13 protein-coding genes are annotated in these 14,231 nt (G+C 71.1%); 4 read left to right on the top strand and 9 right to left on the bottom strand.

All coding sequences use genetic code 11. The features are described 5' to 3' along the window. Window positions 1-237 precede the first annotated feature (237 nt). The 6 genes from ABT147_RS23060 to ABT147_RS23085 all read right to left on the bottom strand — a co-directional run bounded on the left by ABT147_RS23060 (window position 238) and on the right by ABT147_RS23085 (window position 6,725). Window positions 238-1,266 carry a glycoside hydrolase family 6 protein gene (locus ABT147_RS23060; protein WP_351409045.1) on the bottom strand — a complete coding sequence of 343 codons (1,029 nt, stop codon included), beginning with the start codon at window positions 1,264-1,266 and terminating at the stop codon, window positions 238-240. A gap of 486 nt (window positions 1,267-1,752) precedes the next feature. Next, window positions 1,753-2,430: a class F sortase gene (locus tag ABT147_RS23065; RefSeq protein ID WP_502983137.1), complete on the bottom strand. Its 678-nt coding sequence runs from the start codon at window positions 2,428-2,430 to the stop codon at window positions 1,753-1,755. 65 nt (window positions 2,431-2,495) lie between these two features. Next, a complete protein-coding gene (locus tag ABT147_RS23070) occupies window positions 2,496-3,200 on the bottom strand; it encodes a hypothetical protein (protein WP_351409050.1) in 705 nt (234 codons plus the stop codon). Window positions 3,201-3,396: 196 nt separating this feature from the next. Further along, window positions 3,397-4,176 (bottom strand): HAD-IIA family hydrolase, encoded by a 780-nt coding sequence (locus tag ABT147_RS23075; protein ID WP_351409052.1) that lies wholly within the window; start codon window positions 4,174-4,176, stop codon window positions 3,397-3,399. Window positions 4,177-4,344: 168 nt separating this feature from the next. Next, window positions 4,345-5,211, bottom strand: coding sequence for a cell wall protein (locus tag ABT147_RS23080; RefSeq protein WP_351409054.1), 867 nt, complete (start codon window positions 5,209-5,211; stop codon window positions 4,345-4,347). Window positions 5,212-5,504: 293 nt separating this feature from the next. Next, window positions 5,505-6,725 carry an ROK family transcriptional regulator gene (locus ABT147_RS23085; protein ID WP_351409056.1) on the bottom strand — a complete coding sequence of 407 codons (1,221 nt, stop codon included), beginning with the start codon at window positions 6,723-6,725 and terminating at the stop codon, window positions 5,505-5,507. A gap of 56 nt (window positions 6,726-6,781) precedes the next feature. On the opposite strand from ABT147_RS23085, the gene ABT147_RS23090 reads away from it, so the two are divergent. Next, complete coding sequence (locus ABT147_RS23090) at window positions 6,782-7,882, top strand: Gfo/Idh/MocA family protein (protein WP_351409153.1); 1,101 nt, start codon at window positions 6,782-6,784, stop codon at window positions 7,880-7,882. Next, a complete protein-coding gene (locus ABT147_RS23095; protein WP_351409058.1) occupies window positions 7,879-8,349 on the top strand; it encodes a heme-degrading domain-containing protein in 471 nt (156 codons plus the stop codon). Before ABT147_RS23090 ends, ABT147_RS23095 begins: the two co-directional genes overlap by 4 nt. Before the next feature lie 219 nt (window positions 8,350-8,568). Here the strand turns inward: ABT147_RS23095 and ABT147_RS23100 are convergent, their stop codons facing one another. The 3 genes from ABT147_RS23100 to ABT147_RS23110 form a co-directional block, all read right to left on the bottom strand. Beyond that, the gene (locus ABT147_RS23100; RefSeq protein ID WP_351409060.1) at window positions 8,569-9,426 is read right to left on the bottom strand and encodes a fumarylacetoacetate hydrolase family protein; all 858 of its coding nucleotides are present in this window, start codon (window positions 9,424-9,426) and stop codon (window positions 8,569-8,571) included. A gap of 143 nt (window positions 9,427-9,569) precedes the next feature. After that, window positions 9,570-10,352 carry a YidC/Oxa1 family membrane protein insertase gene (locus tag ABT147_RS23105; RefSeq protein WP_351409062.1) on the bottom strand — a complete coding sequence of 261 codons (783 nt, stop codon included), beginning with the start codon at window positions 10,350-10,352 and terminating at the stop codon, window positions 9,570-9,572. Between the two features lie 158 nt (window positions 10,353-10,510). Continuing rightward, on the bottom strand, window positions 10,511-10,822 hold the full coding sequence (locus ABT147_RS23110) for a DUF6412 domain-containing protein (protein WP_351409064.1): 312 nt from the start codon (window positions 10,820-10,822) through the stop codon (window positions 10,511-10,513). Window positions 10,823-11,244: 422 nt separating this feature from the next. On the opposite strand from ABT147_RS23110, the gene ABT147_RS23115 reads away from it, so the two are divergent. Next, window positions 11,245-12,807 (top strand): glycoside hydrolase, encoded by a 1,563-nt coding sequence (locus tag ABT147_RS23115; protein ID WP_351409067.1) that lies wholly within the window; start codon window positions 11,245-11,247, stop codon window positions 12,805-12,807. A 197-nt stretch (window positions 12,808-13,004) separates the two neighbouring features. Next, window positions 13,005-14,033: an SEC-C domain-containing protein gene (locus ABT147_RS23120; protein WP_351409069.1), complete on the top strand. Its 1,029-nt coding sequence runs from the start codon at window positions 13,005-13,007 to the stop codon at window positions 14,031-14,033. Window positions 14,034-14,231 lie beyond the last annotated feature (198 nt).

Genomic DNA, 14,231 nt, shown 5'->3' on the forward strand with positions numbered 1-14,231 from the left:
TCTCGGGTGCGGGTGCGTGGGGGCTGGTCGCGCAGTTCCCCGCGCCCCTGAAAAGCAGGGGCTGCGCCCCGTGCTTTTCAACCCGCAGCCCCGTCGGCTTCAAGCACTCGGCGGCCGTGGTCTATCAGGCCCGCAGGGGCCTGATCTTTTAGGGGCGCGGGGAACTGCGCGACCAGCCCCCACCGGACCCGCAGCCGCCCAACTCCCCGCACCCTCACCCCATTAGGCGCCCCGGCCTCAGTCAGACGCCTCGGCCAAGTCCAGCGCGTACTCCGGCCACCACTCCCCCGCCTTGGGCCCCCCCTTGCACTCCCCGTCGGACTCTCCCGGCCGCTTCACCCACAGATACGCGTCCACCAGCTCATCCCCCGTCTTCGTCGTCGGAGTCTCCCCCAACGCCCGCCCCGGCGGATTGCACCAGCGCTCGCTCTCGTCCCCCTCGGTCCAGGGACCGTTGCCATTGCGGCTGGTGTCGATGACGAACGGCTTGTCGCCGATCTTCGCGGAGAGCTGTCTGCCGTACTCGATGGAGTCGTCGGTGGTGTAGAAGTTCGAGACGTTGACGGCGAACCCGTCGGCCTGTTCGACGCCGGCCCACTTGAGGGGGTCGTAGATCTCCTCGGGGTCCCCCCAGCCCGCGTTGCCCGCGTCCAGATACACCTTCGTGTTCTTCAGCGCGCCGAGCTTCTCGATCGCGCCCTTGAGCAGGTCGTACCGCTCCTCGTGGAACTCCTCCGGGGTGCAGCCGTCCACCACGTGGAGCACCGCGTCGGGCTCCAGGACGACCGTGGCCGCCCGGTCCCCGATGCCCCGGGCCACGCCGTCGATCCACGCCCGGTACGCGTCGCCGTCTGCCGCGCCGCCGCCGGAGTACTGGCCGCAGTCGCGGTGCGGGATGTTGTAGAGGACGAGGACGGCGTCCCGGTCGGCCTTCTCCGCGGCCTCGGTGAAGCCCTTGGCCTCCTGCTCCGGGTTCTCCGGGCCGATCCACTCGCCGGTCGGCTGCTCGGCGATCCTGCGGATCAGCTTGGCGTCCTTGTCCTTGCCGGCCTTCTCATAGGCGGCGACCTGCGCCGCCGCGTTCCCCTCCGGATTGACCCAGAACGGGTCGGTGCCGCTCGGCTGTTGGGTGATTCCGGAACCGGAGGCCCGGCCCTTCTCACCGTCACCGTCACCGCTGTCTCCCCCGGAACAGCCGGCGAGCAATAACGCCGCCCCCATCACCCCCACGGACGCCCGAACCCCGGCCCCCCTACTGCCGTACATCCAACTCCCCCTTGGGTGCACCGTGTCGTAAGCCCCAATCCTGACATAAGTCCCGCCTCACCCACGAGGTCGTCACGGCCTTGACCGAGAAGCGGCTGGCACTCGCCGCCCTCACCTGTGCTGATGACATAGAGCCACGGCTTGTCGACTTGGCGTCAAACAGCCTCTAGCCGGTGACGCCCGCACGCTCTAGAGTCGCAGTCGAACGCCCCCGGCTCCGGGCCCCCGGCGCCTGTCACGCCCTCCGGAAGCCCTGGGTGCCCCGAACGCCTCGAATGCGTCGAGCGCCTCCAAGTGCTTCCAAGTGCTCCCGCACGCTTCCGAGTTGCGCTCCGATTTCCAAGACCTCCCGTGTCACGCCGGGCTACTCCCGCAGCCCGAGCGCGCACGGTCGAGGACCAGCCCGGTCGGCGGCTCCGGGGGGAGCGAGTCGCCGACCGGGCCAGGTGGGATGGAGTGGAGTGGGGTGGGGTGGAGTGGAGTGCGTCAGGGGGCCGTTCCGCTCAGGTACGCGGAGACCACGACGTTCGCCGTGTAGCTGCGGCTCGCCTTGTCGAAGGTGCCGCCGCAGGTGACGAGTCGGAGTTCGGCGCGCCCCGACTGCCGTACGCCGTAGGCCTGTCGGGCGTCGAAGTCGTCGCGGCCGATGACCTGGACGTCGTCCACGGTGAACTCGGCGATCCGGCCGTCGCTGCGGGCGACCCGGATCTTCTCGCCGACGCGCAGCGCGCTCAGCTTGTAGAAGACGGCGGGCCGGGCCTCGGTGTCGACGTGCCCGACGAACAGCGCGGCGCCCGTCGCCCCCGGCCGCGCACCGCCCGCGTACCAGCCGACGACGCCCGGCTGACCGTGGGAGGGCGGTTCGATCGCCCCGTCCCGGTCGAGGCCACGCGCCACGACCGGCGCCTGCACGCCCATCGAGGGGATGTCCAGCCGCTGGGGCCGCGCACCTCTCAACGGCTCGGCGGCGGGCGGCAGTTCGGCCTCCGCGGGCCGCCCGACGGCCGCCACGTCACCGGTGGTCGGCGCGGACCCGCCGGGCCGTACGTCGGTGACCTCGCGGCCCCACAGCCACAGAGCGAGCAGCAGCGCGGCCCAGCCGACCCCGGTGACGATACGACCCGTTCCGCCGCCGGACCTGTTCCCGGCCACGCTCCCGATCACACTCCCGCTCCCGTTACCGCTGCCGCTGCCGTCGTCGGAGTAGTCCCGTCTGGACAAGGCGCCCCCTACTCCGTACCGCGGCCACGGCCACGGCGCGCGCTCCGCGCCACGACCGCCGCGGCCGCGACCCCGGCGAGGACCAGTCCGACCACCGCGTGGCGGGTGCCAGGGCCGGTGTGTCGGGCGTCGTCCATGGAGTTGGCCGGATCGGCCGAGCCCCGCGCATCCACCGGACCGGCCGCCACGAGCCGCTCCGCCGCTCCACCACCGCCCGCGCGCACGGGGGCGACCGGGGAGGCGGGGGACGAGGGGGACGGGGAGGCGGAGGGCGCCTTGGCGGCCGACGGTTCGGTGGCCGATGACTTCGCGGCCGAGGGCTTCGCGCCTGATGACTCGGGCGTCCCGTCGCCGACCTTGATCGTCCCCGTGACCTTGTCCTCCCTGCCGTCGCAGGTGATCCGCACGTCGTAGGCGCCGGGTGCGAGCGAGGACCGTACGCGGGTCTCCCCGGCGAGCGTGCCGAGGCTTCCGCCGCCGAGCGGGGTGAGCAGCGCGTCCGCGACGAAGGCCTTCGAGGCGGCCGTTCCGGAGTTCCCGCCGCAGCCCTCGGCCCGCACCTGGATGTCGCTGCCGGGCGCCGGCGAGACCGGCACCACCGAGACGCGTCCCGAGACGTTCCCCGACTCGGCCGCGTGGACCGAGGGCGCCGACACGGTCAACGCCGCCGCCACCGCCACCCCGGCACAGAGAGTGACTCGCAATGAGCCCATGGTGAACCTCCAGACACCTGAGACTCCCGCGCCGGAGGCCGGTGCGCATCCGGGGAGGGGCCGCGACTGCTCCGTACGGGTGTCCGACGGGTGTCCGGGGGTTTATCCGAGGTCCGAGGCGTCCCGGACCGGGCGCTTCAATGCGATCGGGCGGGTTCACATGTGGTCGGGCGGATGCAGATGTGGTCGAGCGGGTTCAGATGCGGTCGACGAGGTCCGCGATCGAGTTCACGACCTTCGACGGGCGGTAGGGGAACTTCTCGATCTGCGCGGGGGTCGTCAGACCGGTGAGGACGAGGAAGGTCTCCATCCCGGCCTCGATGCCCGCGAGGACGTCCGTGTCCATCCGGTCGCCGATCATCGCGCTGGTCTCGGAGTGCGCGCCGATCGCGTTCAGGCCGGTGCGCATCATCAGCGGGTTCGGCTTGCCGGCGAAGTACGGCTTCTGCCCGGTGGCCTTGGTGATCAGCGCGGCCACGGCCCCGGTCGCGGGCAGCGGGCCCTCGGTGGAGGGGCCGGTCTCGTCCGGGTTGGTGGCGATGAACCGGGCGCCGTCGTTGATCAGCCGTACCGCCTTCGTCATGGCCTCGAAGGAGTAGGTGCGGGTCTCGCCGAGGACGACGTAGTCGGGCTGGTGGTCGGTGAGGACGTACCCGATGTCGTGCAGCGCGGTCGTCAGCCCCGCCTCGCCGATGACGTACGCCGTGCCGCCGGGCCGCTGGTCGTCCAGGAACTGGGCGGTCGCCAGGGCGGAGGTCCAGATGTTCTCCACGGGCACGTCCAGGCCCATACGGGCGAGGCGGGCGTGCAGGTCACGTGCCGTGTAGATCGAGTTGTTGGTGAGCACCAGGAAGGGGCGCCCGGACTCGCGGAGCTTCTTTATGAAGGCCTCGGCGCCGGGGATCGGCACGCCCTCGTGGATGAGCACACCGTCCATGTCGGTGAGCCACGACTCGATGGGCTTGCGCTCTGCCATGTGCGATCTCCTACCGACCTCTGTCGATTCCTGCCGTACGTCCGTACATCCGTACGTCCGGGTTCGCCCCACCCTAGTGAGGCCTGGCCGAAAAGAGGAGGCCGATCTTGGCCGCTGAGACCGCCCTCATCAGGTCAGCGAGCACGTGAGGGGGCGGCTCCCGTCAGGTCACCCGGCAGCCCGTCTGCGGACCGCCGCCACCAGCAGCCCACCGGCGGACAGCAGCAGAAGCCCGGTCACATACGGCAGCGCCTCGCGCATCCCCGAAGCGGCCAGCTCCTGGGCGTACGGCCGCGACTCGTCCCGTGCGCCACCGCCGCCCTCTTTCGCCGCCCCACCGCCGTCCGGGCCACCCACTTCCCCTTCCTTCCCCTTCCCCTTCTCCTTCTCCTCTGGCGCGCCCCCCTCCTCCCTCTCCTCCCCGTCGGTGATCCGGAAGCGGTAGTCGTTCGACTCCCCCACCCACTCGCTGTCGTCGCCGCGCCGCTCGACGACGGCCGCGTTCGCCACGACGTCGTTCGGTACGGCCGCGTCGGAGGTGAGGGAGAGGCGGACCCTGACGGTGAGGGTGCGGCCGGGCGGCACGGTGAAGCCCGTACCGCCGCCGGCCCCGTCCCCGCCGAGGACACCGACCAGCTCGTCGGAGTCGGTGCGCTCGAAGGTCACCGGCCTGGAGGTGGTGCTGTCGGCGTCCTCGTAGAACTCCAGCTGCGGCTGCGTCCGCTTCAACGCACGCGCACCGTCGGCCAGTACGACCACCGGGTGGATGTTCCCGCAGGTCCGGGAGGTGGTGTTGGTCAGCTCCAACGCCCAGGTGTGGAAGCCGCCACCGGCGACATAGGTGGCGGGCCCGCCGCGGATACGGGTCCGGATGGGGAAGTCGCCACGATCGGCACCGACACAGGTGGGCCGACGGCCGTCCACGACCGCGAGAGGGGCCACGGGGGCGGGGCCCCTACCGAGCGCCGCCGCGGGACCACTGACAAGAGCGGCTGCGGTGGCGAGGGCAAGGGTCAGACACGTACACAGTCGCATGAACACATGACCATGCCATCTGCCTACGACAGACAGCCGCGCCACGCCTTGGGCTCACGGGATAGGGCCCGGATCCCGCCCGATCAGCGGAGCGGAGGCTGTCCACGGGGGCTACTTCTTAGACACCGAGCAGGAGCACGCCGGTCCATTCAGGGGCGCGGGGAACTGCGCGACAAGCCACAACGAACCCGCACCCGCCAACGCACCCCACCCCCACGGCGCCCCAGCGCACCGCACCGCACCGCACCTCGCCGCACCACACCCCGCCGCACCCCACCTCACCGCACCCCCCGTCACCCATCCTCACGCCCGAACAACGGCGCCAACAACAACTGCGCCGCCCCCTCCGCAACCCCGGACGCCCCACCCCCGGCCACCCGCACCGGCACGGCCGGATCCTCCCCCTGCCGCCGAGCCCACTCGTCCAACACGAACCCCACCCCCCGCACAAACGCGTCGGGCCGCTCCTCAACCGTGCGCCCACCGAGCAACACCAGCTCGATATCCAGCAGCCCCACCAGATTCGCGGCCCCCGTCCCCAACACCCGCGCCGCCTCGTCCACATCCCCCCGGGCCACCGCCGCGAGACACAGCGCCTCCACACACCCCCGGTTCCCGCACTCGCACATCGGCCCGTCCAGCTGCACCACCTGATGCCCGAACTCACCGGCCCGGGTCCGCGCCCCCCGGTGCACCGCCCCGTCGATCACGAGCCCCGCCCCCAGCCCCGTACCGAGGTGCAGATAGGCGAAGGACCCGTGCGCCCCCGCCACCGCCGCGAGCCCGAGCGCCGCCGCGTTGGTGTCCTTGTCCACCACCACCGGCATCCCCAGCCGCCGCGCCAGCGCCGCCCGCAGCGGAAACCCGTCCCACTCCGGAAACCCGGTGACCCGGTGCAGCACGCCATGCAGATGATCGAGCGGACCGGGCAGAGCGACCCCGACACCGAGCACAGGAAGGAGAGGGGAGCCGTACTCATCGGTCCCCCGGCCCCCCGCCGCCGCGACCCGCCCCTCCCGCACCTCGGCCAGCAGCGCCTCGACCTCCCGCGCCGCACCCTCGATCACGGCGTCCGCCCCGGCCCCCAGATACAGCGGCACCCGCCGCTCCGCGACCACCGTGCCGGTCAGATCGCAGAGCACGGCCGTCAGCTCGTCTCGGTCGAGGTGGAGGCCGACCGCGTGCCCGGCGTCGGGCACGAGCCGCAGGACGGTGCGCGGCTTGCCTCCGGTGGACGCCCGGTACCCCGCCTCGGTCACGAGCCCGTCCGCCCGCAGCCGGGCGGTGATCTTGCTGACCGCCTGCGGGGTGAGCCCCGTACGGTCGGCCAGCTCCAGCCGGCTTATCCCGGCCACCCCGGCGATCCGCAGCAGATCCAGCACCAGCGCCCCGTTGTGGCTGCGCAGGGCGAGCAGATTCACGCCGGTCACTCCGGCGATACGCCCGCTGCCGCCGCTCCCATTGCCGCCGCCGTTGCCGCCGCCGTTGCCGCTGCCGTTCCGGTTGCCGTTCACACCCCCATTGTCCCTCGCGCTTGCACTTTGGCAACAGCGTTGCTTAAGTGGACGACATGACAGGCACCAGCACAGGTACCACCACGGGTAGGACCCTTCGCGTCGCCCTCGTCGGCTACGGCCTCGCCGGCTCCGTCTTCCACGCCCCGCTGATCGCCGCGACCGAGGGCCTGACCCTCGACACGGTCGTCACCTCGAACCCCGAGCGGCGGGCGCAGGCCCGCGCCGAGTTCCCGGAGGTGCGGTTCGCGGCCACGCCCGACGAGCTGTGGGCCCGGGCGGACGAACTGGACCTGGTCGTCATCGCCTCCCCGAACAAGACGCACGTCCCCGTGGCCACCGCCGCCCTGGAGGCGGGCCTCGCGGTCGTCGTCGACAAGCCCGTCGCCGGTACGGCGGCCGAGGCGCGCGAGCTGGCCGCCCTCGCGGACTCCCGCGGCCTGTTCCTCTCCGTCTTCCAGAACCGCCGCTGGGACAACGACTTCCTGACCCTCCGCAAGCTCCTCGCCGACGGCGAGCTGGGCGAGATCCGCCGCTTCGAGTCCCGCTTCGAACGCTGGCGCCCCCAACTCAAGGGCGGCTGGCGCGAGTCCGGCGACCCGGCAGAGATCGGAGGTCTCCTCTACGACCTGGGCAGCCACGTCGTCGACCAGGCCCTCACCCTCTTCGGCCCCGCCACCCTCGTGTACGCCGAGTCCGACCTGCGCCGCCCCGGCGCCGAGACGGACGACGACACCTTCATCGCCGTGACGCACGCGAACGGCGTCCGCTCCCACTTCTACGCCTCCGCCGTCACCCCCCAACTCGGCCCCCGCTTCCGGGTGCTGGGCTCCGAGGCGGGCTACGTCAAGTACGGCCTCGACCCCCAGGAGGCGGCCCTCCGCGACGGCGAGCGCCCGACCCCCGGCACCGCCTGGGGCCAGGAGCCCGAGGACCTCTGGGGCCGCGTGGGCGCCGGCGACTCCCCCCTGACCGACGGCGGCACCCCCGTCCCGACCCTCCCCGGCGACTACCCCGCGTACTACACGGCCGTGGCCGCCGCCCTGCACGGCACCGGCGACAACCCGGTCACCGCGTACGAGGCCGCCGCCGCGCTGGACGTACTGGAAGCCGCGCGGAAGTCGGCGCGCGAGGGCGTGGCGGTGAAGCTGTCATGACCGGGACCCCGACCATCGAGGAACTGGAGGCCCAGGAACTCCGCCTGGTCTTCGACCAGTTCACCCACGACGACGCCTGGGCGCTCGGCTCGCTCCTGGTGGAGCTGGCCCGCGAACGCCATGCCCCCGTCGCCATCGACATCCGCCGCGGCAGCCAACAGCTCTTCCACGCCGCCCTCCCCGGCTCGACCCCGGACAACGACGCCTGGATCGACCGCAAACGCCGGGTCGTGGAACGCTACGGCGCCTCCTCCTACCTGGTCGGCGCCCGCTTCCGAGCCAAGGGCACGACCTTCGAGGACTCCTCCCGCCTGGACCCGGATACCTTCGCGGCCCACGGCGGCTCGTTCCCGGTGACAGTCATGGGCGCCGGAATCATCGGCACGGTAACGGTCTCGGGCCTGCCCCAACTGGAGGACCACGCCTTGGTGGTGGAGGCCCTGGAGCGCTTCCAGGGCGCCCAGTAACCACCGGCCACCTGAGGGGCGCGGGGAACCGCGCTTCTTTAGGGGCGCGGGGAACTGCGCTTCTCTCAGAGGCTCGGGGAACCGCGCTTCTTTCAGAGGCGCGGGGAACCGCGCTTCCTTTAGGGGCGCGGGGAACTGCGCTTCTTTCAGGGGCGCGGGGAACTGCGCGACAAGCCACAACGAACCCGCACCCGCCAACCAACCGCAGCCCCCCGCCCCTTACGCGCTCGCAAACTCCTGCCGCTGCCGCCCCAGCCCCTCAATCTCCAGCTCCACAACATCCCCGGCCCGAAGGAACGGCTTAGGCTCAGGCTCCCCCAACGCCACCCCCGCCGGCGTCCCCGTATTGATGACATCCCCGGGGTACAGCGTCATGAACTGACTGACATACCGCACGACTTCACTCACCGCGAAGATCTGCTCCCCGGTCGTCCCGTCCTGCTTCAACGCCCCGTTGACCCACAACCGAAGCCCCAGCTTCTGCGGATCGGGAACCTCGTCCGCGGTCACCAGCCACGGCCCCAAGGGATTGAACGTCTCGCAGTTCTTCCCCTTGTCCCACGTCCCCCCGCGCTCCAACTGGAACTCCCGCTCGGACACGTCGTGCGACACGGCATACCCGGCGACATGCTCCAGCGCAGCCTCGCGCGACTCGACGTACCGGGCCGTACGCCCGATGACGACCGCGAGCTCGACCTCCCAGTCGGTCTTCGTCGACCCGCGCGGCACCAGCACCGTGTCGTGGGGCCCGACCACCGTGTCCGCCGCCTTGAAGAAGATCACCGGCTCGGCGGGCGGCTCGGCCCCGGTCTCGCGGGCGTGGTCGTGGTAGTTGAGCCCGATGCAGACGATCTTGCCGATCCGGGCGAGCGGCGGCCCGATCCGCAGTCCGGTCGCGTCCAGGACGGGCAGCGAACCGCCCTCGGCCGCCTCCCGCACCCGCCCGAGCGCCGCCTCGTCCGAGAGCAGCGCGCCGTCGATGTCCGGCACGATCCCCGACAGGTCCCGCAGGACCCCCTCGGCGTCGAGCAGCGCGGGCCGCTCCGCACCCGCCGTACCGACTCGCAGCAGCTTCATGTGGCCATCTCCCTCGATCGTCCGCCGCCCGACCGATGGGTGCAGCCATCGGAGGACTGGTCGATCGTCCAAGGTCACGGTCCACTCCGCAAGACCCGGTTCACGGACTGGACCGCACCCGCCGCGGCCCCGGCACCCGGCCCCTACTGGGTGGTGGCGGGCGCCGCCGACGCGCCCGGGGCACCCCCGGCCGACGGCAGGGGATACAGCGCCGCCCGCTCCACCGCACTCCACGTCGTACTGGTCACCACGTACAGCGCGGCGGCCAGCGGCACCACCGCCACGCTGACCAGCGTGAAGAAGGACATGAACGGCATGAACTTGCTGACGGCCCCCATGCTCGCGGCCATGCCGGGCAGCTGCTCGTCCGACGCGGCCGGCAGCCCGGCCGTACCCGCCGCCATCATCAGCTTCGTACGCCGGAAGTTGAAGGCCGCGACCGCCGCGACGATCACGAACAACCCCACGTAGACGATCCCCTGCGGCCCGAACATCCCGCCCTCGGCCAGCGCGTCGTGCCAGCGGTCGCCGAGCGGGGCCGCGAAGAGCTTGTGGGTGAGGAGGGCGTTGGACTCGCCGCCGATCGTGGTGTTGGAGAACAGGTGGTAGAGGAGGAAGAAGGCGGGCAGCTGGCAGAGGCTGGGCAGGCAGCCGGACAGCGGCGACACCTTCTCCTTGGTGTGCAGCTCCAGCATGGCCTTCTGCAGCTTCTCCGGGTTCTTCGCGTGCTTCTTCCGCAGCTCCGCGATCTGCGGCTGCAGCGCGATCCGCGCCCGCTGCCCCCGCGCCGCCGCCCGGGACAGGGGGTGCACGAGCAGTCGTACGAGCGCCGTGAACAGGACGATCGCGACGGCCGTCGCCGAGGCGTGGAACAGCGGCTGGAGCAGATCGGCGAGGTGCGCGACAAGGTCGGCGAAAACGGACATGAGTGTGAGCCCTCCAGGGGTCTCGTCGTGCCAGGGAAGGGTCCGGAGCAGTCAGAAGGACCGGGAGTCCGAAGGACCGGGGGACCAGGGCATGGCGCGACGGCCCGCGGAAAGGGCACGCGTGTGCAGTCAGGTGAGTGGCTGGGGTGGAGCGTGCCCTACGCGGTGGCCGTCAGGAGGGCACGTCCGGGCGCCCGGGGCCGCGTACGGCCGCGTGCGTCGGGATCACGTTGGGGCAGGAACGCCGTACGGCGCTCACGGTCCCGTATGGCCGTCCGTACGCGCGTCCGGGGTACGACGGGCGCGCAGCGCGAGGCGATCAGCGCACAGGCGGCGAACGCGGAGCCGGCCGCGGCGGTCGCGGCGAAGGCGACGGCGGCGGAGAGCGTGCCGGCGTCGAGGACGGCGACCTCGAAGAAGAGCAGCAACAGCATCGCGGCGGGACGCGGACCGACCCAACTGCGGATCACGGCGCTCCCCCTCCCACTGCTCACGGCGTCTCTGCCTTGTCAGGCGTACTTCTCAGGCATACATCACTGGCGCGCTTCTCTGACGTGCTTCTCTGACGTGCTTCTCTGACGTGCTCGCACACATGCTCTCATCCGAGCGGCGCCGAGCACAGCCTCCCCCAGTCCCTGGGCACTGGACGACTTTCCTCTCCCCTTCTCACAACCCTTGAAAGAAATAGCAGAAAGCGCTGTCACACCTCTCGACAACCTCACCACTCACCCCTGACTCTTCCGATGTCCCCACTGAGCAGTTGCCCGTACTCAGCAGTTGTCCGTAGTGAGCCGTTGTCCGTAGTGAGCCGTTCGGAAGGTGGCCGGGCCCCCAACCCCCACCTCCTCCCCCATCTCCCCCTCCCCTCGGCACCCGCACCCCCGGAGCTGACATGTCTGCATCCCTCAACCCCAAGGACGACCAGGCGAGACCAACCGCGGAGACCGCGGAGACCGCGACGCCCGAAGGCCCCCCGAAGGCCTTCGGCCGCAGAGCTCTCCTGGCCGCGGCCGGCGGCGCCGTCGTGGGCACCGCCCTCGGCACGGGCACCGCCCACGCGGACGCGACCATCGCCGTCAACCCGGCCACCAAGTACGGCACCTGGGAGGGCTGGGGCACCTCCCTCGCCTGGTGGGCCAACGTCTTCGGCGCCCGGGACGACTTCGCCGACCTGTGGTTCACCACGAAGACGACGACGTACAACGGCACGGCCCTCCCCGGCCTGGGCATGAACATCGCCCGCTACAACCTCGGCGCGTGCAGCTGGAACACGGTGGAGGGCTCGACCATGGTCGAGTCGGCCAACATCCCGGCGTTCAAGCAGATCGAGGGCTTCTGGCAGGACTGGAACAACGAGGACCCGCACTCCTCCGCCTGGGACTGGACGGCGGACACGAACCAGCGCGCGGCCCTGACGAAGGCCGTGGCCCGGGGCGCGACCACCGAGCTCTTCGCCAACTCCCCGATGTGGTGGATGTGTTCGAACCACAACCCCTCGGGCGCGGCCGGCGGCGGCAACAACCTCCAGACCTGGAACTACCGCCAGCACGCCTCCCACCTGGCGGCGGTGGCCCTCCGCGCCAAGAACAACTGGGGCGTGAACTTCGCGACGGTCGACCCCTTCAACGAGCCGGCGGCATCGTGGTGGACGGCGACCGGCACACAGGAGGGCTGCCACATGGACCCGGCGGTCCAGGCGGCCGTACTCCCGTACATGCGCAGCGAGTTGGACAAGCGCGGTCTGAACTCCATCCGTATCGCCGCCTCCGACGAGACGAACTACGACACGGCCCGCTCGACCTGGAGCGCCTTCGGATCGTCGACGAAATCCCTGGTCAGCCAGGTGAACGTACACGGCTACCAGGGCGCGGGCGGCCGTCGCGACCTCCTCTACACGGACGTGGTGACCACCTCCGGCAAGAAACTCTGGAACTCGGAGACGGGCGACAGCGACGGCACGGGCTGGACCCTCGCCCGAAACCTCTGCTACGACTTCCGCTGGCTGCACCCCACGGCCTGGGTCTACTGGCAGGTGATGGACCCGACGGCGGGCTGGGCGATGATCGCGTACGACGCGAACACCCTCCAACCGACAACAATCCAGACCAAGTACTACGTAATGGCACAGTTCAGCCGTCACATCCGCCCGGGAATGACGATCCTGGACGCGGGCTCCAGCTACACGGCGGCGGCGTACGACGCGACGGCGAAGCGCCTGGTGATCGTGGCGATCAACACCGCGACCTCGGCCCAGACCTTCACCTTCAACCTCTCGAACTTCACGACGGTCACCGGCGGCACGAACGGCCTGGTCCCCCGCTGGAACACCCACACCTCAGGCGGCAGCGACCGCTACCGCGCGTACTCGGACACCTTCCTGAGCGGCAAGTCGGTGGCGGTGCCGTTCGCGGCGGGGGCGGTGCAGACGCTGCAGATCGACGGGGTGACGATCTAGGGAACGGGCGCGCGGGCCGAGCGGACCGAAAGCCCCCGCCGGCCGGAAAGGGCCCCTCGACCTGAAAGGGCACCCGGGCCCTGCGATAGCCCCCTCGGCCCGCGCGCCCCTGGCCTGCTCCCCTCCCACCTCTCCCACCTCCGCCCGCACCCCACCTCCATCCCCCTTCCTCCCCCATCGGCAGTACGGTGTCGTCCATGCGCCCCGACACGCCTGCCGAGAACGTCGACCACAACGCCGAAGCGGCACGCCTGGAGCGGACCGCCGACCTCTACCCGGAGGACGCCGAGCACCTGCTCCTGCAGGCCGCGGCCCACCGGGAACTGGCCGGCGACCGCCCCACCGCGACAGCCCTCTACGACCGTCTGCTGTCGTCGTCCACCCCTCTCGACAACCCCCATCTCGTACGAGCGCTGAAAGCCTCGAACCTCTGGGAGTACGGCCACGAGGCGGAGGCCCGAGCGATCATCGAGGGAGTCCGCGCATCCGCCCCCCGGGACCCGGCGCCCTGGGTGATCGTCGCCGAGGCCCTGGAATCCCACGACGAACTCGAAGCGGCCCAGGACACCTTCACGGCAGCCGTGACCTTGCTGTTGACGGATGTGGCGGAGCCCCCGTACTCCACCCGCCCCCTCCTCTTCGGCCGCCACCGCGTCCGCCGCATGCTGGGCGCGACCCACGACAACTGGGACGCCGTGGCGGACACCCTCCACTCGTCCTCGATCTCCCTGGACGAACTCCACGACCCCAAGCGCGTCTGGTCCCTGGGCTCGGACAACCCAGCAGAACTCCAGGCCGAGATCTCCCGCCTCCGGGCGGAGTTGGGCGCCTACCGCGAAGCGCTCTCCCGTCCCTTCCCGGTAGCGGTCCTCCACTGGCCGGCGGACGAACTGAGCGAACTGGTCACGGCGTACCCGGGCTTGACGGCCGAATACCCGTCCCACGAGGAACACCTCGCGACCATAGAGGCCTCGCTGAGGGAGCTGGCGTCCTCGGGCACGCCGAACCTTGGCATCGTGACGGGGACGGTTCCGTCGTACGAGGCCTTCGCAGCCTCGGAGGGCGCCTCCCCGGACGACGCGACACTCCTGCCCCAGTACGCGACGACGCTGGCGGCGCGGGGGTTGGCTGTGGCTTGGCCGCCGCAGAGGGGGAGCGCTTGTTGGTGTGGGTCCGGGAGCTCATACGGCGAGTGTCACGGGACCAACCGGGGCAAGGACGGCTAGAGGGCCGGCGTATTTCTGCGCGCCTCTGGAAATCACCCTCGATCCGGTGCGCTGCGCCAAACTGAGGGCTAGTCTCGCCAGCCTTCTGCCGACTGGTCGCCTACTGATGCGTACAGACAGTCCGGCAGGTGCGAGACTCTTGGTTCGGAGTGACCGACTACGACGCGGCCCCTCCTCAGCACGATGGCTAGACCCTAG

The organism is Streptomyces sp. NPDC001868 (assembly GCF_040297125.1).
In the GTDB taxonomy this organism is placed as follows: domain Bacteria; phylum Actinomycetota; class Actinomycetes; order Streptomycetales; family Streptomycetaceae; genus Streptomyces.